Origin of the sequence: Microcystis sp. LSC13-02 (assembly GCA_002282935.1) — a bacterium.
Lineage (GTDB): Bacteria > Cyanobacteriota > Cyanobacteriia > Cyanobacteriales > Microcystaceae > Microcystis.
Map to the genome: position 1 here is coordinate 1 of MTBT01000117.1, position 22,506 is coordinate 22,506.

At 43.0% G+C, this 22,506-nt stretch carries 21 protein-coding genes, 3 pseudogenes and 1 riboswitch; of the genes and pseudogenes, 9 read left to right on the forward strand and 15 right to left on the reverse strand.

Going from position 1 to position 22,506, the window contains the following annotated elements; translation table 11 throughout:
- From BGL89_RS07040 to BGL89_RS07050, 3 genes are all read left to right on the forward strand, one after another.
- Positions 1-568 (forward strand): formylglycine-generating enzyme family protein (locus BGL89_RS07040; protein WP_286825085.1); only part of this gene is annotated, 568 nt, incomplete at its 5' end.
- A 316-nt stretch (positions 569-884) separates the two neighbouring features.
- Complete coding sequence (locus BGL89_RS07045; RefSeq protein ID WP_287673129.1) at positions 885-1,133, forward strand: hypothetical protein; 249 nt, start codon at positions 885-887, stop codon at positions 1,131-1,133.
- Positions 1,120-1,545, forward strand: a complete 426-nt coding sequence (locus BGL89_RS07050) for a type II toxin-antitoxin system VapC family toxin (protein WP_286825087.1) — start codon at positions 1,120-1,122, stop codon at positions 1,543-1,545. Before BGL89_RS07045 ends, BGL89_RS07050 begins: the two co-directional genes overlap by 14 nt.
- 165 nt (positions 1,546-1,710) lie before the next feature.
- Here the strand turns inward: BGL89_RS07050 and BGL89_RS07055 are convergent, their stop codons facing one another.
- The 3 genes and pseudogenes from BGL89_RS07055 to BGL89_RS07065 all read right to left on the reverse strand — a co-directional run.
- Entirely contained in the window at positions 1,711-1,989 is a 279-nt protein-coding gene (locus tag BGL89_RS07055) for a hemolysin XhlA family protein (protein ID WP_286825088.1), read from the reverse strand.
- 217 nt (positions 1,990-2,206) lie between these two features.
- Entirely contained in the window at positions 2,207-3,175 is a 969-nt protein-coding gene (locus BGL89_RS07060) for a cysteine synthase A (protein ID WP_004162818.1), read from the reverse strand.
- A gap of 24 nt (positions 3,176-3,199) precedes the next feature.
- Positions 3,200-3,400 (reverse strand): annotated as a pseudogene (locus BGL89_RS07065) (PhoH family protein); the annotation flags it as partial.
- Between the two features lie 165 nt (positions 3,401-3,565).
- On the opposite strand from BGL89_RS07065, the gene BGL89_RS07070 reads away from it, so the two are divergent.
- Entirely contained in the window at positions 3,566-4,486 is a 921-nt protein-coding gene (locus BGL89_RS07070; RefSeq protein ID WP_286825089.1) for a hypothetical protein, read from the forward strand.
- A 193-nt stretch (positions 4,487-4,679) separates the two neighbouring features.
- Here BGL89_RS07070 and BGL89_RS07075 read toward each other — a convergent pair whose 3' ends face one another.
- From BGL89_RS07075 to BGL89_RS07095, 6 genes and pseudogenes are all read right to left on the reverse strand, one after another.
- A complete protein-coding gene (locus BGL89_RS07075; protein WP_286825090.1) occupies positions 4,680-5,480 on the reverse strand; it encodes a formylglycine-generating enzyme family protein in 801 nt (266 codons plus the stop codon).
- A gap of 137 nt (positions 5,481-5,617) precedes the next feature.
- Positions 5,618-5,824, reverse strand: a pseudogene (locus tag BGL89_RS21460) (PIN domain-containing protein); the annotation flags it as partial.
- A gap of 79 nt (positions 5,825-5,903) precedes the next feature.
- Entirely contained in the window at positions 5,904-6,155 is a 252-nt protein-coding gene (locus tag BGL89_RS07080) for a UPF0175 family protein (RefSeq protein WP_286825091.1), read from the reverse strand.
- A gap of 242 nt (positions 6,156-6,397) precedes the next feature.
- Positions 6,398-9,277 carry a formylglycine-generating enzyme family protein gene (locus BGL89_RS07085; protein WP_286825092.1) on the reverse strand — a complete coding sequence of 960 codons (2,880 nt, stop codon included), beginning with the start codon at positions 9,275-9,277 and terminating at the stop codon, positions 6,398-6,400.
- On the reverse strand, positions 9,274-10,245 hold the full coding sequence (locus BGL89_RS07090; RefSeq protein ID WP_286825093.1) for an AAA family ATPase: 972 nt from the start codon (positions 10,243-10,245) through the stop codon (positions 9,274-9,276). The genes BGL89_RS07085 and BGL89_RS07090 overlap by 4 nt, the downstream gene beginning before the upstream one ends.
- A 6-nt stretch (positions 10,246-10,251) precedes the next feature.
- On the reverse strand, positions 10,252-11,721 hold the full coding sequence (locus BGL89_RS07095) for a VMAP-C domain-containing protein (protein WP_286825094.1): 1,470 nt from the start codon (positions 11,719-11,721) through the stop codon (positions 10,252-10,254).
- 431 nt (positions 11,722-12,152) lie between these two features.
- Between BGL89_RS07095 and BGL89_RS07100 the strand changes: the two genes are divergently transcribed.
- Positions 12,153-12,335, forward strand: a complete 183-nt coding sequence (locus BGL89_RS07100; RefSeq protein ID WP_286825095.1) for a hypothetical protein — start codon at positions 12,153-12,155, stop codon at positions 12,333-12,335.
- Between the two features lie 63 nt (positions 12,336-12,398).
- Positions 12,399-13,514: a fatty acid desaturase gene (locus tag BGL89_RS07105; RefSeq protein WP_287697598.1), complete on the forward strand. Its 1,116-nt coding sequence runs from the start codon at positions 12,399-12,401 to the stop codon at positions 13,512-13,514.
- A gap of 180 nt (positions 13,515-13,694) precedes the next feature.
- Here the strand turns inward: BGL89_RS07105 and BGL89_RS07110 are convergent, their stop codons facing one another.
- Genes BGL89_RS07110 through rpmI form a run of 3 tightly spaced genes read right to left on the reverse strand, consistent with a single transcriptional unit; the run spans position 13,695 to position 15,247 of the window.
- Entirely contained in the window at positions 13,695-14,651 is a 957-nt protein-coding gene (locus BGL89_RS07110; protein WP_002772048.1) for a PhoH family protein, read from the reverse strand.
- A 13-nt stretch (positions 14,652-14,664) separates the two neighbouring features.
- Positions 14,665-15,012 carry a 50S ribosomal protein L20 gene (gene rplT / locus BGL89_RS07115; RefSeq protein WP_002791991.1) on the reverse strand — a complete coding sequence of 116 codons (348 nt, stop codon included), beginning with the start codon at positions 15,010-15,012 and terminating at the stop codon, positions 14,665-14,667.
- A 31-nt stretch (positions 15,013-15,043) separates the two neighbouring features.
- Positions 15,044-15,247 carry a 50S ribosomal protein L35 gene (gene rpmI, locus BGL89_RS07120; protein WP_002781071.1) on the reverse strand — a complete coding sequence of 68 codons (204 nt, stop codon included), beginning with the start codon at positions 15,245-15,247 and terminating at the stop codon, positions 15,044-15,046.
- Between the two features lie 209 nt (positions 15,248-15,456).
- Between rpmI and BGL89_RS07125 the strand changes: the two genes are divergently transcribed.
- Complete coding sequence (locus BGL89_RS07125) at positions 15,457-16,632, forward strand: transaldolase (protein ID WP_286825097.1); 1,176 nt, start codon at positions 15,457-15,459, stop codon at positions 16,630-16,632.
- Positions 16,633-17,214: 582 nt separating this feature from the next.
- A riboswitch (TPP riboswitch) is annotated at positions 17,215-17,311 on the forward strand.
- A gap of 8 nt (positions 17,312-17,319) precedes the next feature.
- Positions 17,320-18,702 carry a phosphomethylpyrimidine synthase gene (gene thiC / locus BGL89_RS07130; protein WP_286825098.1) on the forward strand — a complete coding sequence of 461 codons (1,383 nt, stop codon included), beginning with the start codon at positions 17,320-17,322 and terminating at the stop codon, positions 18,700-18,702.
- A gap of 87 nt (positions 18,703-18,789) precedes the next feature.
- Here thiC and BGL89_RS07135 read toward each other — a convergent pair whose 3' ends face one another.
- Entirely contained in the window at positions 18,790-19,329 is a 540-nt protein-coding gene (locus BGL89_RS07135) for a phycobiliprotein lyase (protein ID WP_046660836.1), read from the reverse strand.
- Between the two features lie 315 nt (positions 19,330-19,644).
- Between BGL89_RS07135 and BGL89_RS07140 the strand changes: the two genes are divergently transcribed.
- Positions 19,645-20,565 carry an NAD(+) kinase gene (locus tag BGL89_RS07140; protein ID WP_286825099.1) on the forward strand — a complete coding sequence of 307 codons (921 nt, stop codon included), beginning with the start codon at positions 19,645-19,647 and terminating at the stop codon, positions 20,563-20,565.
- A gap of 500 nt (positions 20,566-21,065) precedes the next feature.
- On the opposite strand, the pseudogene BGL89_RS07145 reads toward BGL89_RS07140, so the two are convergent.
- Together BGL89_RS07145 and BGL89_RS07150 are read right to left on the reverse strand one after the other, a co-directional pair.
- Positions 21,066-21,524: pseudogene (locus tag BGL89_RS07145) on the reverse strand (ribonucleotide-diphosphate reductase subunit beta); the annotation flags it as partial.
- A gap of 43 nt (positions 21,525-21,567) precedes the next feature.
- Positions 21,568-22,245 (reverse strand): GIY-YIG nuclease family protein, encoded by a 678-nt coding sequence (locus BGL89_RS07150; RefSeq protein ID WP_193956097.1) that lies wholly within the window; start codon positions 22,243-22,245, stop codon positions 21,568-21,570.
- Positions 22,246-22,506 lie beyond the last annotated feature (261 nt).

Sequence of the window (22,506 nt, forward strand, 5' to 3'; positions counted from 1 at the left end):
TGGCAAATATCCCATTACTCAAGCACAATATCAAGCAGTAATGGGAAACAATCCCTCTCACTTTAAAAATAATCCCCAAAATCCGGTAGAACAGGTTAGTTGGGACGATGCTCAAGCTTTTTGTCAGAAATTGAGTCAAATAACAGGGAAAACCTATCGCCTACCCACAGAAGCGGAATGGGAATATGCTTGTCGTGCCGGGACAACCACTCGCTATTATTTTGGTGATAATGATAATCAGTTAGGAGATTACGCTTGGTATGACGAAAATTCTAATGACACAACTCATCCCGTAGGACAGAAAAAGCCCAATGGTTGGGGACTGTATGACATGAGTGGCAATGTTTGGGAGTGGTGCGAAGACAATTGGCACGGGAACTATATTGGAGCGCCGGATGATGGCTCGGCGTGGCTTGATAATGATAATGATTATCTAATAGTGCGGGGCGGTTCTTGGTTCGACTATCCGAATGACTGCCGTTCCGCTTTCCGCGACTACGACCTCTACCGCCGCGACAGCCGCTACAACGGTTTTCGGGTGGTGTGCGGTGCCCGGAGGACTCTGTAACCCTTATTCTCTTTTTCCCCTTTTTCCTCTTTTTTACTTTTTTCTTTTTTTTTTCTTTCCCGCCGCTAGGCGGGTCGATTTTTTTTTGAGAAAATTGGGGTAGTAATCTGTAGTTTGAGTTAAGGTTCGTAGTTGCGCTTTAGCGCCAACTTGGAATACAATATTTAAGGCTCTGCCTTAAAGCGATATTCAGGTAGAACCTGAAGGGAGCATTCCCAGGTAGAACCTGGGAACGGGATAACGAGATAACAAGCAAACCAATAGTGAATCTCCCGTATTTTATTTTAAAATTGATAGAATAAACTATAAAAAGATAATGACAATGGTAAACCTAGAAACAATTCAAAAAGATATTGCGTCCCTTCCCCTCGACGCACAACAGACTATTATTGAACTTGTAGATATTCTAAAAAAACGATATTCTCCCAACCAACAGGAAATTAAAGAGCAGGGAACACAAGATTGGTCTGACTTTATCGGTTGTATAGAAGCTGAACCAGACCTTTCGCAAAACTATAAAACCTATTTAACAAGTGAACTTAATCAAAAATATGATCATTGTTGATACTGGTTTCTGGCTGGCCCTTGCCAATAAAAACGACTCACTTCACCCATTAGCAAAAAAACAATTTCAAAAATTAATCAATCAACAATTTATTACAACCTGGTGCGTTGTCACTGAAACTTGCTACTTACTACAAAAACGAGTAGGAATAAATGCTCCAAAAACCTTTATTCATAAAATATCCACAGGAGAACTACAGGTATTCAACCTCAAAACTAAACACTGCCAACGCCTTGAAGAACTGATGCAAAAATATAGAGATTTGCCAATGGATTTAGCCGACGCATCCTTAGTTATTTTGGCAGAAGAATTAGATTCAGGTAAAATTCTTTCCGTTGATTATCGAGATTTCAATACCTATCGTTGGAAAAATACGGAGCCATTTCAAAATCTTTTTCAAGAACAAATGTAATTTAGTGTCATCATGAATATTCAACTAAAACCCAATCAAGTGCGATTGCCGATCTCGTAGGGTGCGTTAATGTTAATGTAACGCACCGCAACTAACCTATTTTAGCTCACACCCCTCACACCCCACACCCTGCCACCACCGAAAAACTTTTTCAGCAGCTCCTAATTATGATTGAGAAAAAGGGAGAATAATATAGCGAATGACTGTTCCTAGTAAAGCTGTTCCCAAGATGCCGATTAACGTCCAAATCTGGGCTTTCTGAGAGCCTTTTAATTCTTTTGTATCTGCTTTTACTCCTTCAATATCTTTTTCTAAACTATCGACTTTTTCCTCTAATCTCGCCTGTACTATTTTAATATCCATAACATCTTTTTGCAGATTATCTAACTTCTGATTAATTGAACCTAAAATTTCTTTGAGGTCCTGTTCTATAGTAACTGACATCTGATGATTCTCCTAATAATGATAGTCATCAGTATTATTGTCTATCTTGTCTCAAGTGTTTGCCAAACATTGCGCCTCATTTTCCCCTGCTGCCTTCTCTAATTGTTGCCCTACCGCTACCATTATCCCAACTAATCTCCGAGCCGATAATTCCTGATTTTCCTGTAAAATTCTGGGTTCATCGCCTTAATCTAGCTGACTTAACCCTAACAAGAATTTAAGCCAATCCTTTCTCAGCCAACCATTGAGGATTATATAAACGAGATTGATAACGAGACCCACCATCACAAAGAACAGTAACGATGGTGTGGCCTGGCCCCATTTGTTTAGCCAAAGCCACGGCAGCACCGACATTAATACCCACAGAACCCCCCATAAATAAACCATCTTTTTGTAATAGTTGATAAACAACTTTGATGGCAGTGGGATCATCAATTTGAATGGCATCATCTATAGGTGCGCCTTCCATATTAGCCGTAATACGACTATTACCAATCCCTTCAGTAATTGAACTACCTTCCAGAGTAATTGTCCCGGTTTTCACATAACTATATAAACCGCTACCCATCGGATCCGCCACCAGGCAACGCACCTGCGGATTTTGGTCTTTTAAAAACATCGCCACCCCCGCGTAGGTTCCCCCGGTTCCCGTGGCAGCCACCCAAGCATCAATTTTACCGTCGGTTTGTTCCCAGATTTCCCGGCCGGTGGTTTCGTAGTGAGCGCGACGATTAGCCAGATTATCGAATTGATTGGCCCAGATAGCATTTTCCATCTCACTGGCCAATCTCCCCGATAATTTAACGTAATTATTGGCATCTCGGTAGGGAACGGCGGGAACAGTACGCACTTCCGCGCCAAGGGTTCTTAAGAGGTCGATTTTCTCTTGGGATTGGGTATCGGGAATGATAATCAGGCATTTATAACCTTTAGCATTGCAGATATGGGCCAAACCGATGCCAGTATTGCCGGCAGTTCCTTCGACAACGGTTCCCCCCGGTTGGAGAGTACCGGCTTTTTCCGCTTCTTGGATAATATATAAAGCGGCGCGATCCTTGACCGAACCACCGGGGTTAAGAAATTCGGCCTTACCGAGAATCTCGCAGCCAGTTTCCTCGCTAAAACTATTGAGACGAATTAGGGGAGTATTACCCACCGCATCGACGAAACCATGTTTAATATCCATAATCTGTTATTTTTCGTGCTTTTCCTAGGCTGAGACGATTTTTTGTACTAAGGGATGACGCACCACATCGGCCCGCGATAGGTAACAAAAAGCGATCCCTTCTACTGATTTTAGGATTTTTTGAGCGGCAATTAACCCCGATTCTTGTGATTGCGGTAAATCGGTTTGGGTGACATCTCCAGTTACTACCATGCGCGAACCGAATCCCAAGCGAGTTAAGACCATCAATGCGATCGCAATTTTTCAACTGGGGAATTGAATCGTTGGCCAAATTCTACCACTTTAGCAAAATTGTTGTCTTAGCTGGAAATATTGATTAAATTGGAAGTTTTTAGCTGTTATTAGTTACTTAACCTAATATGGTGGTGGCATTCTGTAAGGAGTCCCGCAGTGACTAACAATTCCATCGCTCCTTTGACTATTGGCAATACGATTAATACTGCCTTCCGTCTTTATCGTGATCGCTTTCCAACTTATGTATTCTTTGCTGTCCGCGCCTGCTTGTGGTCGCTTTTTCCCTTAGTTTTGCAATTAATTCTCAGTCAATTACTTTATCAAACAATTACCCCCGAACAAGGCAGCGATATCGGTTTACGTTTATTTCTTTTCCCGATACAAATTTTCTCGGCCGCTAAGTCTCTTTTCAATAATGCGGTTATCTCGCGATTAGCTTTTCAAGACATCATTTATCAGCCAGAAACTGCCGGACAAGCGGAAAAAAAAGTTAAGCCGAAAATGTGGCGCTTGTGGTGGATGCAGGTTTTGATCGGTTTGTTGGGAGCGGCAATAATTTTGGCGATAACGCTGTCTCTGGTGCTAGTAAGTTTTATCCCCATCCTTGGTGTATTGCTTATTTTACTGGCTTTTTTCTGTCTTCCTGTTTTCTTCCTTTGGTTATCTGCTCGGATTTATATTGCAGAATTGCCCTTAGTAATTGAAGATAATTTAGACAGTTGGCAAGCAATCAAGAGAGGTTGGCATTTAACTAAAAACTCGGCTTGGAGAATTGTGGGAGTGATATTTATTGCCAGTTTATTAATTATTCCAGTTTATCTTCTGTCAGGGGCTTTGGCTTCAATTCCCCTTTGGTTCAATTTTTCTTCTTTTTATAGTAGTTTGGAATCGGTGGAGGACTGGGAAACGCTCACGGAAAATCCTCTTTTTTTCCGACAAATGGCGATGTTTTTCTATGGTCTGACTACTATTTTCTTACTTCTGAATATTTTATTAGTTCCCTTTTGGCAATCTCTCAAAAGTGTGATCTATAATCATGTTTTAGACCAGAAAAAAAATGATGGGGGAGAATACTAATAACTGAGCAGCTGTTGATGTAAGCTAAGACGCATTTAAACCGCTTATTCTTAGATTAGCCGAACTTCCCCCAATCCCTTTAATGTTGCCTCTTGTCTCGTCTCAACAAGCAATTTATCCTAAATCCGTTGAGTAACCCACAGAAAACGGGTTTCTCGGAGAAACCCGTTTTCTACTCATGCAAGAAAAAGGGTTACAAAGTCCTCCCGGCACCGCACACCACCCGAAAACCCAGGCTGCTGAAGGGGCTGTCGCGGCGGTCGCTGAGGAGCCGGCAAGCGGAACGGCAGAAATCCGGATCGTAGTACCAAGAACCGCCCCGCAGAGCTTTATATGCCTGATTCTGCTGTTTTTTGCTCTTTTTTATCTCCTCATAGTTTTCGCACCAATCATCTTGACACCACTCCCAGACATTTCCGTGCATATCATATAAACCAAAGTCGTTGGCGTAGAATTGCCCAACAGGGGTGGTTTTTTGGAGATTGCCATTATAGTTGGCTAAATCTGGGGTAAGAATTTCCCCAAAGTGATAGGGGGGGTAGGTTTCTCCTTTGTCGAGATTTAAGGGTTTGGTTTGCGCTCGACAAGCGTACTCCCACTCAGCTTCCGTTGGTAGCCTATATTTTCTTTTACTTAATTTAGAGAGCCTTTGGCAAAATTCCACAGCATCTAACCAATTTACCCTTTCAACGGGGTTTGTGCTGCCTTTAAACTCCGATGGCTCTGGTTTTAAATCTTGCTCTACTTTTAAATCTTCTCTTTGGGCAATATATAACCATTGAGCTTGGGTAATGGGATAAATACCCATCAAGAAGTTTTTCAGGGTAACGTTGTGTTGAGGCTTTTCACTTTTACTACTACTTTCTTGTTCTGAAGAACCCATTGTAAAGGTTCCCGATGGTATTTTGACTAATTCTATGTCTAGGTCATCGGTGAGTTTTTCTCTATAGATTAAAAGACGTTTTTGGGTCTTTTGGATGATTATTGTAGGCATAAGTAAGTGATTATGATTAAATTAAAAATTGATTTTATACTCTATCCTTCACCAGCTAATTTTAACACAGAAGTACGAGTAGTGGCATCTAAGCGAAACTTCAGCAATTCTAGTTGACCCTGAGCGAGGCCGAAGGGTCAACATCGAGCGAAGTCGAGACGTTGATTAAGAATTGGCTCAATACGTTGTAGATAACCATTTTGTTTAGCCTTTAATAATATTCCCATTGTTCTAGTGAGTTTTATTCCTAATAAATTTGCATATCGTCTCGCCAAACCATCATCAAGTAAAGCGAGAAAATCGGGAATTTCTATTGCTAAAGCTAATACTTCTTTTTCTCCTTTTCCTAAATCAGTGAGAGGGAATCAGTCAAGTAAGTTAGTCTGATAGAGGTATTGAATCGGTGATGTATCGGCAATGACGTTAGGCATTAGCCAGATTCTCGATTAATTCTGCTTCCTTGAGTCGGAAGGTATCAACTCCATAGTCTGCAAGTTTAGAAAGAAAAACAACTCGCGGAATACCTGCTAAGTTAGCAGCAGTGCCAGAGGAAAGTTTTCCCAATTCATAAAGTTTAATGGCAGCAAGAAGAGAGATTTCCTGTGCTAGTTGTTCTGGGGTGAGATGTAAAGCGAGAGCGGTTTCATCAGGTAGGGAAAGAGTGATTTGGTACATGATGAATCCTAGTATTAATTGATTGTAGGGTTGATTCTAGGGTTGATTCTAGGTTTGATTGTAGGGTTGATTCTAGGTTTGATTGTAGGGTTGATTCATGAATCAACCCTACCTTGATAAGGGGGAAACCCAAAACCCGTCTTCAATTTAATTATAACCAGCTACTTATCAGCCAACTCATATATAGTACATTTGTTCAAAAAAATCGAAAAAGGGTAAAAAGGGAAAAAAGAGAAAAAGGGTTACAAAGTCCTCCCAGCACCGCACACCACCCGAAAACTGCTGTCGTTGTTGCTGTCGCGGCGGTCATCGCTGCTGCGGTAAGCGGAACGGCAGAGATACGGAATGACGTACCAAGAACCGCCGCGCAGAGCTTTATTTGCCTGATTTTGCTGTTTTTTGCTCTTTTCTAGCCGAGGACTACCATCCCTAGATGCGCCTTGATAATTTTCCCAGAAGTCATCCTGACACCACTCCCAGACATTTCCGTGCATATCATACAAACCAAAACCATTGGGGGGAAATTGCCCCACGGGGGTGGTTTGCTGGCGATATTCTCCTGCTGGTTCCTTAGCAAAGGGTTTCGTAGCATCGTAGTTAGCTAAATTTGAGGTGAGGGTTGCTCCGAAGTGGAAGGGGGTGGTGGTTCCAGCACGACAAGCATACTCCCATTCCGCCTCACTGGGCAGCCGATACTGTTTCTTGGTCATTTTAGAGAGCCTTTGGCAAAATTCTACGGCATCTAACCAAGATACATTTTCAACGGGGTTTGTGCTGCCTTTAAAATATGATGGCTCTGGTTTTAAATCTCGCTCTACTTTTAAATCTTCTCTTTGGGCAATATATAACCATTGAGCTTGGGTAATCGGAGTTTGACTTAGGTAAAACGGGGCGATTTTTACTAAATATCTGGGGGATTCTCGTTGAAACCAATCCCTATCGTATTTTTTCACTAGCCGCGCTATTTCCCTCTCTTCGGTTCCCATCCAAAACTCCCCCGAAGGAATATAGAGCATTTTTAAGCTGGGGGGATTTTCTTCAAAGTAGAAGGCTCTCACGGGTTCTTTGGCGGTAATTTGTCCCCTCTCATCCACAAAAACGGTTTCAGATTTGAACAGGGTTAGGTTAAATTTCTCGGTGATGATTTCTTCTTCTGTGTTATCCAAGACTTCCCTAAAGTGGACTGGGATTGTCTCGGCGGTTATTTCTTCGCTTGCCAAAATTTTAAGCTGCTCAGGGGTTAAACGAAGGCGCTGATACAGTTCCCCATCTTCTACGCTGAAATCCTTAAGTCTATCCTTGAGCAGTTGAAACAATATTTCCTCTCCTCCCGTAAGCTCTTTTACCTTCGCTATGGTTACGGTTTTATATTTCCTCAGCCACTTTTCCTCAACCGGTAGGGGTGGAGGTGAGTCAACCATAGATTTCAGCTTTTGGCTAATTTCTTGGTACTTTGCTTCCCCTAGCTTTCGGAAAACCTTAGCAGATACCTTGGCAAAGGCGCGGACTAGATTAGCAGCTTCTTTGCCGAGGAGAACCTGGGGATTGGTAAGAATAAGACCAAAAAAGGTGGTGGTACTCAGGTTGAGTTTTTGGGCGATGTATTCCGAGAGGACAAAAATTACCTCTAAGGCGCGGCTATTCCCTAGTTCAGTGAGCAGAAGCTCTCTCACCTCATCATCAAATTCAAAATCTAGGCTGTTGGGGGGAGTATGAAAGTTAAATTTACCTCCTTTGTCCCACTTCACTGGTTCCCCTCCTAGATAGACTTTGAGAAAACCACTGAGGATGACTTCTGCTATGTTTAGGGGGTTAGAGGCGCTTAAAAGTTTGCTTTGGATAAGACGGATGATGGGAAGATTTACCGGGGCTGCGGCTAATTTTTTCAGTAATTCCCAAGCTAGAGGTGAGGCGGTACTAGCGAATAGTTCTAGAGCTTGCTTCCCAGACATCTCCGGAGAAATAGTTGCGGGTATTTCTCTGTTTTGGGGGGATTTTTCTAGTAGTACCCCCGCACAGGTGGCGTTGCTGTCACCACTGAGAACAAGCGCCCAAGCTTTTAAAGATGAAGGGGTTAGGGAGATGGTGGGTAGGGGAAAGTAGGTTTTTTGGATTGTTTCTCTGAGAATATGTTGATTTTCCTCTTCGTTCTCAATTTGTAGTAGCAGGGGGATGGAGGTAAATCTCCAGTTTTGTGAAGGTTTCCGGGGGGTTTGGTTGACTAGGGAGACGAACCAACCTCGACTAAGGGCGGTTCTTTCCCACATTGCTTCCGGGAAGGGAGAAAGCAGGGTGACAATTTGGTGTTTTCCCCAGTCCTGAAGAGCTTGGTTATAGCGTCCTTGATACCAGTCTGGGGAAGTACAATCACTGTAGAAGAGGATAAGTCTTTCGCCGCGAGGATGGATGAGATCTTTTGGGTGAATTGAGCAAGTATCGTTAGAGTAGGTACGGATGGCTAATTTTTGCTTGTCTTCGTCCCATCCGATGCGGTAGAGTTTGACATCCCGAAATGCGCCGATTTGTTCTAGCCAATCGCGGATTTCCCCAGCCATTTCTTTCCAAAAGACCATGGAGGCCCATTCTTCAATCAGTAAAACTACCTCTAGGGAACGGACTTTTTTGGCTTGGTAAACGGGTATTAGGGCTAAACTGCCATCTCTCTTGCCGATGCTATACTCGGCCGATTTCTGTACGGTGCTGTTTAGGTTTATTTGTCTTTGGGTGGCTGAGTCTATCTTTTGGATAAGGGGACGCACTGCCCGCCCTAATTTTCGGGTTTCTCGCCAGAATTTGGCGCCGGGGAGGCTAATGGGTAGGGTGTCTGCGCCTATCTTCTCAGGCTGTTTTTGTGCTTCTGTCCCCCGTATTAAGAGAACTTCAGGGGCTGCTGGCTCTTGGGTTTCGTTTTTACTCTCCTGGGGGGGGGTGTTAGTGGTCGGGGTTTCTTTCTTTTCTTCCCTAGGCTCTGGAGGGGGTTGGGGTTTTCCCTCCTCTTCTTGGGTGAGAACATACCACCATAAACTATCAGCTATCTGGTAACTGTCTAGGTCCCATCCCCTGCCCTTGACAAAGGTGATAAATTTATCAATCAGTTCTGGTGTGGGAGGGGTTTGGGTCATGTATTGCCTGTGTCGGTGAGGTAGGTAAATAGTAGGTTGGTAAGGGACTTTAATTCTGCATCCGTGGGTTTATTTTCGCCCATGCTCATGCTCATGCTCATAAAGACGGCGTTTAAAAGCTGGTCTGTTGCTAGTTCCCCTTTTTCTCGTTTTTTAACATATTCTGCGATCGCTGCTTCTATTTTTTTACTTTCGCTACTGGCTTCTTTATAATTAAAATGGCTTTTTACTATGTCTTTTAGTACCTCTGGGGTGGGTTCGGGGATTTCTAAGAGCAGACATCTACGTTTAAAGGGTAGGGGAAAATCCCTCTCCCCGTTGCTCGTCATAATCACTATGGGGAACTGTTGGCAGCTTACCTTGCCTTGGGGGATGGGTTCCCATTCACCGTCATGGGTTTGTACTGGTATTGGTTCGTTTTCGGTATCTTTAGCGAGTCGGGAAAGTTCGGTGATTTCAAATTTTCCCTCTTCAAAAAGGTTTAAGAGGTCGTTAGGTAGGTCGATGTCACTTTTATCTATCTCATCGATAAGCAGTACCCGGGGATAATTTCTCGGACAGAGGGCTGTCCCCAAGGGACCCAAGCGGATATACTGCCCTATGTCTTTTTTTTCTTCTAGTTGGTAATCTTGCAAACGTGCGATCGCATCGTAGTAGTATAATCCCTCTTGTAGGGTGGTGCGGGTATTAATTGGCCAGACTAATACTTCTCCTAAGTCTAATTCGTAGGCGATTGCGTAGGCTAGGGAGGTTTTCCCTGTACCCGGTTTCCCTGTGACTAAAATAGGCCGGCGTAGGTGAATGGCTGCGTTTACGGTTTCCCTGGTTTTATCGTCAACTATGAGTTGTTTTCCCCGCTCCTCGGACTTGTCGGTGGCGAAGCTTCGCCAAGGTGGGATTTCTGGCCAGGTAATCTCATCCTTTGAGCGTTTTTCATGATTGCCTTTAAAGATTTTCCATGAATTCATAGTTAGTTAACCTAGGTGCTGAGATGTTAAGTAGTGGAAGGGTGGCGTCCGATTAGGGTCTTCTAGAAGTAATGATAAATGATTCCCGAAATAGTCAGATTGGGATTCCTGTTTTTCAGGTGGATTTCTTGCCTCATGTATTAGTTTTGGCAGTTCGGTGATGGGTTGATTGCTAACTAGAGCATTAATTTCCTCTCTGTGAGTTGGCGATAAATTATAACGGCGTGACCAAAGGGCTAAAGGTATGCCTTCTGATGCTATTTCTATAAGCATTTCTTCATGACTTTGTTTACAATCACAAAGATTAATCCATAGGGTTAAATTTTCTTGTCGGCGGCAGTGATGTTTACAGTCATTATCTTGTATGTCTTCTACGATTATTGCTTCATTTTGTAATTTCTCCCATTTTTTTATCCATTTTTTGTATGGGTCAGAAGTTTTGTCTAAAGAAGACCTTTCTGAAAGACGACTATTAACAAAGTAATTTTCTTTTAGTTTAGTATTTGGTTTAAATTCACTTTTATACTCCCAAGATTCAAAATCGCTAGACAATAGCTTTTCATCGGCGAAGAACTCAACGGACGTTATTTCTTCACTCCGTTCTCGACAGTCATTAATAATATGGGTTAAAGTATGGTTATGATCATACAGGGGTATATGCTTAATATCTTTGTTTTGAATGTTGTTAGGATTTAATCGCCAAAACCAAGCTCCTATTAGATATTTTTCAATATTTTCAATAGTCGTAATATTCTTATGCTGAAGCTCTTTGCTACTGTCCACCTTGATAATTAAATAGGCTTCTAACCCTTCCTTCGGTAATTCAATCCGCTCTAATTGTGTGCTTGTTAATTGCTCATAATCAAGGTCACTAATATTTGTCTGCATTTTTAAATCATTGACCGTTTGCTCAAAAATTGATTGAATTAATGGATCATCAAGGCGTTGATCATGAGCTAAGTTATGTAGTAAGCTAAACAAAAAACTTTCTTCATAATCTTTAATCTTCTCAATCAATTCCTTAAGGTTACTATTTTGTATTTTAGGATCATCAGATAAATAGGATTTGATTATAGCAGCAGTCATCGGTCTTTTTATCTTTAATTCATTATTTAACTTTTCAAAGATTTTAATCTTATCATTATTCTCTACGTTAATCTTATTAATGATTTGCGATTTATTTTTTAAGTTAATATATTCTTCAATCAGTGGCACGAATTTTTCTTTACGTATTTTTTCTCTATTTTCTCCTGTTACATGATTAAAGGCGTTGGTGATTTTCTCAAAAAATTTTGACATTTCTCTTCTAAAATGTCCTTCAGTGCAATTACAATTAGCTGAAGCTAAAATTTCTTTATTCTTTAATCCGTCATAAGATCCTTTAATACCTTTTAATTCTAATTCACTTAGAGTTAGATTCTGTTTTCCCTCGCGCAACAATTCTCGGACATTATCCACAAACTCTTCCTTAGTCATAATTTAGACAGTTGTAGTGATAAGTAACTCAACACTAATCCTATCACACACAGGACTCCCAAGCAAGAGCTAATAAGTCTGTCTAGGCGTTAAAAATTGTCAGATGCCCCCCTTATTAAGGGGGGATTAAAGGGGGGACTAAGGGGGGATCGGCACCCCCCTTATCAAGGGGGGCAGGGGGGATCGAACCTAAAATCCATTTTTAATTTAATTATAACCAGCTACTTAAGTCTGTCCAGGCACTAGCAACGGTTTGTAACAAAAAGATCGGTTTGTAACAAAAAGATCCTTGAGAAGGCTCAAAAGATCATTTTAGCCACTGAAAAGCACGCAAAAAGATCCTTGGAAATTTTAAAAAAGACGATCAAAATGCTACCAATTCCTCTATTTTGCAAGTTTATTATAAAAAAAAGAACAGAGGAATTAAGCCTATGTATCTATCAACTGATCAGATAAAATCACTAACCGAGAGGCTAAAAAATCTCTTGGGGTATCTACCCAAAGAAGCTTGGGTAATTAATCTTGCCTTCGAGATAGAAATCTCTCCAAAGCCGTTTTTTAGTGATGGGCAATTAGTCCAGCACTATCGAAAAATTGAACGGCTACACAGCTAATAAAACCGCCTGAATTTGGTTATTTAACCATTTTCAGGACAGTACAACTTATTTTCTACTGCTATGATACTCAAAAAAACCACCCCAACACAAGCATCGGCTTTAAGGGATAATCCACGCCTAGGGATGCTCCAAATCAGCGATAATCGTCTCGTACAAGCTTTCTTTGACTGGCTAACAGGCTACTACCTTGCTCCCCCTCTCTGGAAAAGCACCCCCTCCTTAGAGCTAATCTATGGCATACTCCAGTATATAGGGGGATTAGCGATCGCTCTTAGCCACTGGCAATTAATCCCACTAGGATGTGTGTTATCCGTAGCTGGAGCGGCTCAATTGCAGGAAATAGCCCACTTTTGCGCCCATAATGCTTTTTTCCCTCAATATCCCACTTATAACCATCTTTTAGGTTGTTTGCTCACCTTAATTACCGGGAAAAAGCCCTTTCCATTGTTCAAAAAAGATCACCTACTAATTCACCACCCCCCGAAAAACCTAGCTACCATGAATGACAAGGGGAATACCCCCTACCTAGTAGAAGAGTTAGGTTTTGAATTTGCCCAAGAAGAGGCCTTCTATTGGCAAAATCTCGGCAAGTTATTACTCTCTCCCAAGTTTTACGGAGAAACCTTCCTTTCTCGTCTGACTAATCTCCTTAAAGCTCCCATTAACTATCAAATAGCTACCCTGATTGTGCTTTTCTTGGCCTCTGTTTGTGCGGGTTTAACCCATTCTTGTTTAATCTGCTTACTCTGGGCGCTATTTACCCAACTCGGAACCTATGCAGCCGCACTCTTGCAACAGCTACCGGAGCATAATTGGGCCTATGAAGCCGATGATAATGAGGCAGCTAAATCTCAGGTAATTGGTAAATCTTTTGCTCTATATCTGGGTGCTTACCCCCCGCGCTCAGACCACTGGTTAGAGTGGTTAAAGTGGTCCACGGAATTAGTGGGAGCAGTCTTTATTCGGCTAATCATCCTTCCAGTTAGCCTAGGGGCGCACTGTGTTCATCATGCTACACCAAACGATCACAACTGGGCTAACCAACTATATACCCTAAGAGCTTTTCAGACTGGCTCAATGAAAGGATGGCAGCGTTATCAATTCCTTGAGGTTTGGGGATACCGAAACGCATTAAACTACGTCTTTGTCGGTTTTAGTTTAAGGGGAAAAAGCTAAATTAAACTCGGTGTGCAACTATATTTTTAGTCTTGATTTACAACAAGGCTTTCAGAAATCAGCAGAGATAAAGTATCCTCTGGAACCCTGATTCTGTCCTTTTTAGTTGCACATCGCGTTAAATTAACCTAATTCTATACTCTCTCGCAAGAGTACAAGAGCGACTATCTCAACAATCTGTTATTTTTCGTGCTGTTCGTAGGCTGAGACGATTTTTTGTACTAAAGGATGACGGACCACATCGGCCCGCGATAGGTAACAAAAAGCGATCCCTTCTACTGATTTTAGGATTTTTTGAGCGGCAATTAACCCCGATTCTTGTTGTTGCGGTAAATCGGTTTGGGTGACATCTCCGGTTACTACCATGCGCGAACCGAATCCCAAGCGTGTTAAGACCATTTTTAACTGTGCTGGGGTGGTATTTTGGGCCTCATCAACGATAACAAAAGCATTAGCTAGGGTTCGTCCCCGCATATAAGCTAAGGGAGCGATTTCGATTTTACCCCGTTCCATCAGGTCGGGAATTTTGGCCGCTTCGATAAATTCGTATAAAGCATCGTAGAGGGGACGCAAAAAAGGATCGACTTTTTGCTGTAAATCCCCCGGGAGAAAGCCTAATTTTTCCCCCGCTTCCACGGCCGGCCGGGTGAGGATAATCCGTTCTACTTTATCTTCTAATAAAGCTTGTACGGCTAAAACGGCGGCTAAAAAGGTTTTACCCGTGCCAGCAGGTCCAATACAAAAGGTGATATCGTGACTTTGAATCGCTTGGATATATTGACGCTGACGGAAGGTTTTCGCCCGAATTAGCTCCCCGCGACGGGTACGAGCGAGAATATCCTGCTGTAGTTCTTTATACTCGCTAGAACGCCCCGTATCGAGGGCATGGATAGCGGTCATAATATCGGCTTCGGCGATTAACTTGGCCTCTTGCCATAAAATACTTAAGGAGCGTACAATCGCTGTGGCACGCTCCACGGGGGTCGGTTGCCCCGCAATCCGCAATTCCATCCCTCTGAGGACTAAATTCGCCCCAGTTTGCCTGGCTATCAATTTGAGGTTAGCTTCTTGATGACCCGCTAAAGCGATCGCACTTTCTGAACTGGGGAATTGAATCGTTTGCCAAGTTTCCGTCATGCTCGGGGCTAAATTATCCTTTGGCTAGTTCTACCACTTTAGCAAAAGCGACGGGATCGAGGACAGCTAATTGGGCTAACATTTTCCGATTCAGGAGGATATTAGCTTTCTTTAATTGTCCGGTCAGTTGGCTGTAACTGATGCCCTGTTGACGAGCAGCCGCGTTAATGCGGGTAATCCAAAGACGACGAAAATCGCGTTTACGTTTGCGACGGTCTCTATAGGCATTCCGCAAGGCCTTCATTACCTGTTGGTTAGCGGTACGGAATAAGCGCGAGTGAGAACCGCGAAAACCTTTGGCTAATTTGAGAACTTTTTTGCGTCGCTTGCGGGCGACATTCCCCCGTTTTACTCTAGACATGATAATCCTTTAGACAATTTTTCTGGAAAATTTACAAATAGGGCAACATTAAGCGCACTTCCTTCTCGTCGCGCTCGTGTACCAGGGTAATCTGGGACAAACGACGGCGCTTGCGTTCGGCACTTTTATGATCGAGTAGGTGATTTTTGAAGGCTTTGCGACGTTTGATTTTTTTGCCGCTTCCCGTGGCCTCGAATCGTTTGGCCGCCGCCTTTCGCGTTTTTAGCTTGGGCATAAACTCCGTTTTATTAAATCGACACAATCACTAATACTATCACAAATAGAAGACTTTGGGCAAGAAGTGGCCAAAAGATTTCCAGGCTTATCCTTACTTTGGCCGGGTCTGTGCTTGGGAATTAAATCAATCAGGAATTTTCCCCTTCCTTTCGATCGAATGGCTAAGATGTGGATGAAGTCTCGTGTTAACACGCATCTGGAGAAGTCATGGCTAAAACCTTACTAGAACAATTACGCCAATTTACAGTGGTTGTTGCCGATACCGGCGATATCCAAGCGATCGAAGCTTTTACCCCCCAAGATACCACCACTAACCCCTCCCTGATTACGGCCGCGGCCCAAATGCCCCAATATCAGCCGATTGTCGATCAAACCCTGCAAGCGGCCAGAGAAGAATTAGGAGAGCAGGCCACCCCGGAAGATGTGGCCAAATTAGCTTTTGATCGCCTAGCCATCGGTTTTGGCCTACAAATCCTGCAAATCGTCCCCGGCCGCGTCTCCACCGAAGTGGATGCTCGTCTTTCCTACGATACCCAAGCTACCATCGACAAGGCCCGTTATCTCATTTCCCAGTATGAACAAGCGGGTATCTCTAGAGAAAGAGTCTTAATTAAAATTGCCTCGACTTGGGAAGGGATTAAAGCCGCAGAAGTCCTCGAAAAAGAGGGAATTCACTGTAATTTAACCCTATTATTCGGTTTTCATCAGGCGATCGCCTGTGCGGAGGCGGGAGTAACCTTAATTTCTCCCTTTGTCGGTCGGATTCTCGATTGGTATAAAAAAGAAACTGGTAAAGACTACGTTGGCGCTGAAGATCCCGGAGTCCAATCCGTCACCCAGATCTATAACTACTATAAAAAGTTCGGTTATAAAACCGAAGTTATGGGGGCAAGTTTCCGCAATATCAGTGAAATTCGCGAGTTAGCCGGTTGTGATCTTTTAACCATTTCCCCGAAACTGCTCGAACAATTGCAAGAGACAGAAGCCGATTTACCCCGTAAGCTCGATCCAGACCAGGCCGCAACCCTTGATATTGTCAAAATTCCCATGGATAAAGCGAATTTTGAGAAAATGCACGCCGAAGATGCTATGGCTTCCGAAAAACTAGCGGAAGGTATTCAAGGTTTCACCAAAGCTTTAGAGTTATTAGAACAACTGCTGATTCAACGTTTAACCCAGTTGGAAGGTCAGTCAACCCTAGAACACGCCGCCGAAGATATTTTTCGAGTTTATGATCATGATGGGGATGGTTTCATCACCCGGGAAGAATGGGCGGGAACCGATGCGGTATTCGATGCGATCGATATTAACCATGATGGGAAAATTTCTCCCGATGAGATCGCTGTCGGTTTGGGTGCGGCTTTTCGTTTAGTGGAAGCCTAGAATTGGTTGTGAGTTGAATCACTGATTGCTCTGATTTTAATCGGTAACTAATGGTGAGTTGCTCACATAGCCTAGAAGTGTTTTCCCACTGCTGAAAATTTACTACCCTGTCCGGCTAGAGATAATTTAGCTGGATTTTTCTTATGGAAGGCCTGGGAGAGGGGTAGTGATAAGTAGGGTCTGCTGAAAAAGTTTTTCGGTGGGGGTAGGAGTCAGGAGTCAGGAGTCAGGAGTCAGGAGTTTCAGGCTTTGTTGCCCTTGCAATCCTATTTTCTTGCACTAACATCGGACTTTAACAGGTCAAAAGCTTTATTTTAAAAGGGTTTTACCATTATTCAGCAAGCCCTAAGTAATAGGACAAAATTAACTTCTTGGTTAGGACAGGCACTCATGGAACAGGCAAGAGGCAGAAGGGGGAATAAATAATCAGTTTTTAATAACCAGATTTAGTATGAATCACCACCGATTTTTCTAAAATTACTATTTCTATTTTAGGTGGTCTAAGTGTGTTTTAGCCTAACTGCCTAATCAAACAACAATCTTAAGCTTTATCTCCTCAGTCCTCAACAGTGATACAATTGCCGTCATAGCTAGGGGTGTCTGAGGCAATCAGGCTGAGAAAGACCCTTAGAACCTGAGACTGGGTAATTCCAGCGTAGGGAAGCTGTTTACAGAGGAAATAAAATTATGAGACAAGAATGGGTTGCCCCCCGGCGCGGACAAGCAAATGTATCGCAAATGCACTACGCCCGTCAGGGGATAATTACCGAAGAGATGGCTTATGTGGCAAAACGGGAAAATCTCTCTCCCGAATTGATTCGCAGCGAAATCGCCCGAGGAAGACTGATTATTCCGGCTAATATCAATCACCTCAATCTCGAACCTATGGCGATCGGTATTGCTTCTAAGTGTAAAGTTAATGCTAATATCGGAGCTTCCCCTAACTCCTCGAATATTAACGAAGAACTGGAAAAATTACACCTAGCGGTCAAATACGGCGCGGATACGGTGATGGATCTTTCCACCGGTGGCGGTAATTTGGACGAAATTCGCACCGCGATTATCAATGCTTCTCCTGTCCCCATCGGTACTGTACCCATCTATCAAGCGGTGGAAAGCGTTCACGGCAATATTGAAAAACTCACCCCCGAAGATTTCCTCCATATTATCGAAAAACACGCCGGGCAAGGGGTGGATTACATGACGATTCATGCGGGAATCCTCATCGAACACCTGCCTTTAGTCAAAACTCGTCTGACCGGGATTGTCTCCCGGGGTGGTGGTATTATTGCTAAGTGGATGCTACACCACCACAAGCAAAATCCTCTCTACACCCATTTCGACGAAATTATCGAGATTTTCAAGCGTTATGACGTTTCTTTTAGTCTCGGTGACTCCCTGCGTCCCGGTTGTACCCACGATGCTTCCGATGCAGCCCAATTAGCGGAATTGAAAACCCTCGGCCAACTGACGCGCCGCGCTTGGGAACACGATGTACAGGTGATGGTGGAAGGACCTGGCCATGTTCCCATGGATCAAATTGAATTTAATGTGAAAAAACAAATGGAGGAGTGTAGCGAAGCACCTTTCTATGTTCTTGGTCCTCTTGTCACCGATATTGCTCCAGGGTACGATCATATCACTTCGGCGATCGGGGCGGCTCTGGCGGGTTGGTACGGGACGGCGATGTTATGTTATGTCACCCCGAAAGAACATCTCGGTTTACCCAACGCTGAAGATGTGCGAAATGGCTTAATTGCCTACAAAATAGCGGCTCATGCGGCAGATATCGCCCGTCATCGTCCTGGAGCGCGCGATCGTGACGATGAACTCTCAATTGCTCGTTATAATTTCGATTGGAATCGTCAATTTCAGTTATCCTTGGATCCCGATCGCGCTAAGGAATACCACGATGAGACTTTACCCGCAGATATCTATAAGACTGCGGAGTTTTGTTCGATGTGTGGACCGAAATTCTGTCCTATGCAAACTAAGGTCGATGCCGATGCGATTACGGAATTAGAGAAGTTTCTCGCTAGTCAGAATCAAGAAAATCTAACCCCAGTTTAAAGGGGAGTTAGTAAGAGGGCTGACTTGATTTCAGCCCTCTTACTAGGATAGAAGTCAAAATTATGGGAATAGCCGCCGATTTTTTGACTAATTGACCCGTTTTTCTAGATATTGACCGATCATCAATTCTTGACCGGCGCGAGAGATAATCGTTTGTCGAGTACGATATTGTTGACCGATGAGTTTAATTTCTTCTTCAAAGACAGAACCGGCGTATTCTGTTCTCAGACAGAGAGTAGAGGGGTTAGGAAAGGTATAAATAGCGCTAACGGGTTTATCCGTCGCAAATCCCCGATCGCGATAGAGAATATTATCTAAAATACCGAATATAGTCGAACCGTTGGAGGGTTTTTTACTCTGGGGACGGAGATAATTACTTTGCCAAGTGACTTCCGTACCACCTAATAAAGTTGTATCTTCCAGATTATGTAAACGGGCAAGTTGAATTAATGGTTCGCTGCCTTGGGGTAAATATTTAATCTCGATGGCGCTGATAACTTCTTGGGGTTCCGTTTCTTGGGTGAGGGTGTAATAACGTCTCTGGGATTGCCAGCGTCCTTCTGTCTGCTTAAAAAAGGCTAAAGCCGAGGTTTCCAGCGATAATTGGGCGGTTTGAATTAATGTCATAGAAATAAAACCTTTCCTGTTTTTTGGGAGAGCAGATTTGTTATCCTTTGTCAAGAGTTTGCCAGAGAATTGTTACACATCTTAATACAATTATAAGCTGTTAAGTATTTAAATTGCCAGTTGAGATGAGGCAAGAGGCAAGAGGAGATAGGGTGATAGGGTGATAGGGTTTTGGGGTGATAGGGTGATGAGACAGCTTCCCCACTTCCCCACTTCCCCATCTCCCAACCCACTTTTTACTTTTTACTTTTCACCCGATCTGCCCGGTCTTGGTATTGTTAAAAGTATAGAACCTCCGAACAAGGTCTCAACTCCGTGCAGTTAAAACAAGTAATCATCGCCCATAAGGCCAACCATCCCCAAAGTAAAGCATGGGCGGAAAAATGCGCTAAACAGTTAGAAGCCCGTCAGTGTAAAGTTTTAATGGGACCTAGTGGCTTTAAAGATAATCCCTATCCAGTATTTTTAGCCTCAGCATCGGAAAAAATCGACCTCGCCATCGTTTTGGGGGGAGATGGAACCATTTTAGCCGCCGCTCGCTATTTAGCTCAGGAAGACATTCCAATTTTAGCGGTGAATGTCGGCGGCCATCTGGGATTTTTAACGGAACCTTTTGAGATTTTCCAAGATACGGAGACGGTCTGGGAGCGTTTACAATCCGATCACTACGCGGTACAACAACGGATGATGTTAACTGCCAGAATCTATGAAGGGGATAAAAGAAACCCGCAGGCAGTGAGCGAGGCATTTTATGCCCTGAATGAGATGTGTGTGAAACCCGCTAGTATCGATAGGATGCCCACCTCGATCCTCGAAATCGAAGTGGACGGGGAAGTAGTAGATCAGTACCAAGGAGATGGTTTATTAGTGGCTACTCCCACGGGGTCCACCTGTTACACCGCTTCCGCTAATGGCCCGATTATACACCCCGGCATGGAAGCGATCGCTGTCACCCCGATTTGTCCCTTGAGTCTTTCCAGTCGGCCGATTGTCATTCCCCCGGCATCTCTGGTCAGTATTTGGCCTCTGGGAGACTACGAATTAAACACTAAACTCTGGATGGATGGTGCTTTAGCCACTTCCATTTGGCCTGGGCAATGGGTGGGAGTTACCAAAGCTGAAAAATTCGCCCAATTTATTATCCTGCGGGAAAGCTATTCTTTTTATCAGACTCTACAGGAAAAATTGCAATGGGCCGGGGCGAGAATTCATTATGATGGCAATCGTCATAATTAGGGTTTGCGGCAAAAAGTTTTTCGTGGGGACAGGGTGTGGGGTGTGGGGTGTAGGGTTTTACCCATTTTCAGGGGGTCAATTACCTAATTTTCAGGGAAAAAGTACCTTAATTTTCCCCCTGATCACTCCAATGGCTGGCACTTTTTGATTTCAAAAAAGCCTAAAAGTCTTACCCAACAAGGTTTTTAGATTTATTCAGCAACCCCTAGATAGGGTCTGCTGAATAATGGTAAAACCCTTTTAAAATAAAGCTTTTGACCTGTTAAAGTCCGATGTTAGTGCTGCGAAAATAGGATTGGGACTTTTCCTACCACCACCGAAAAACTTTTTCAGCAGACCCTAATTACCGAGATGCCAGTAGGGATCGTTAAAGGTTGAGCGGGGGACAAGGAGCAAAAAGCCCCTTGGACCCCAGCGAATAGAGGGTCAAAAGTTATCAAAATATTTGACAAAATTGCCACTTTATGGTAGGAAATTGGGTCATTATTATCCCTTAAATTTTAAATTTCATCCCATCCCGTTAAGCCAGAAGACATAACATAACTGGTAACGGTTGCTTCAAAAAAGTTAGCTTTGGTGTGGCCTTCTTTTTTGGTATCGGAGAAGCGTTCCAGATGGTTATAGGGACTTTTGTTATACTTTTCTTCCTTGTATAAAGGCTCAAGTCCGATCGCTTTCAGCCGAATATTAGCGAGGTATTTGGTGTACTGTTCGGTACTGTATTCGGTAATACCTAAAATGTCGTTGCCAACAATGTGATTTGTCCAGCGACATTCGTGTTTAACGGCCGTATCGAACATTTCATAAATCTGTTCAACGGAATGGGGAAAAATTGCCATGGCTTCGGGAATAAGTTTCTGATACAAACGGACGTGACTTAATTCGTCCCGATTGATCATTTTGAAAACGTCAGCACTACCGGACATTAGCTGTCGAGAAGCGAGATTATAGAAAAAGATGACGCAACTACCCATCCTTTCAGAGTGGGGCTAGAACATACCATTATCTTCTTGAACCTTTTCTTGAATCGATAGAGCGTATTGGATAACTATTATCATCCAAGACTTTTACAGAGTAAGTTCCTGCGTTAATCTTTCTGATAACAGATTCTGATTCCCATCCGAACATTGCCGCTATCTCAGAGAAAGAGATATTTGTGTCAGACAGCAGTTCATGAATTAACCTTAACTCATCTATAGAGAGTTTTTTTCGTTTTACAGTGCTGCGTCTGATTGGATAGGTTATTGATGGATCGTACCAAGCTTTTCCACAATTGATATCAGATATAGTAGAGGCATCAATATTAAAAAACTCTGCAATAACGGAAAACTTAGTTTTCTCTGTCTTGAGGATTAGCTTTATTTCATTGACTTGTATCAAAGAAATTTTTTCATTCCCACTATACAGACATTCGTTATACCCGCACTCAATAGAGTTAAGCTTGTTTATCCAATAACTTTCTCTTTCCCTTAATCGACAAAGAGTTACTCCAGACTCTAGTATCTGAAAGTAAAATTTTTCAGGATACTTTTTTAACTCTGGGTAAAATCTCAATGATTCGTCTCCACTACTTGATAGCAACAAGTGTTGACCTATCCTTTGTGGAAAATTTCGGGTACACCCAACATACGCTCTTTCGTTTTCAAGGTTCTGCACTTTGTAAATAACACCAGTCTCCATATCTGTAAAAAAACTTTTTACATTTATAATTATGGCATATTTACCAAGCGGAAGAAGATACTCACCCTCTGTTCGTTGAACCTTCCCCTTTAAAATAGAGGCTTGGCTGCTGATTACCCATTGTTTTTAATAGCTGCCTTACGGCTTTTATTAAATCCCTTAACTTTTTTCTGCTCTCGCTCCTTTACGCTTATCTTTTCAGACTTCGCTTTGGTTTAAGGGCTTTAGGGCTTCCCAGCAATTTGGCGAGTTTTAACTAAC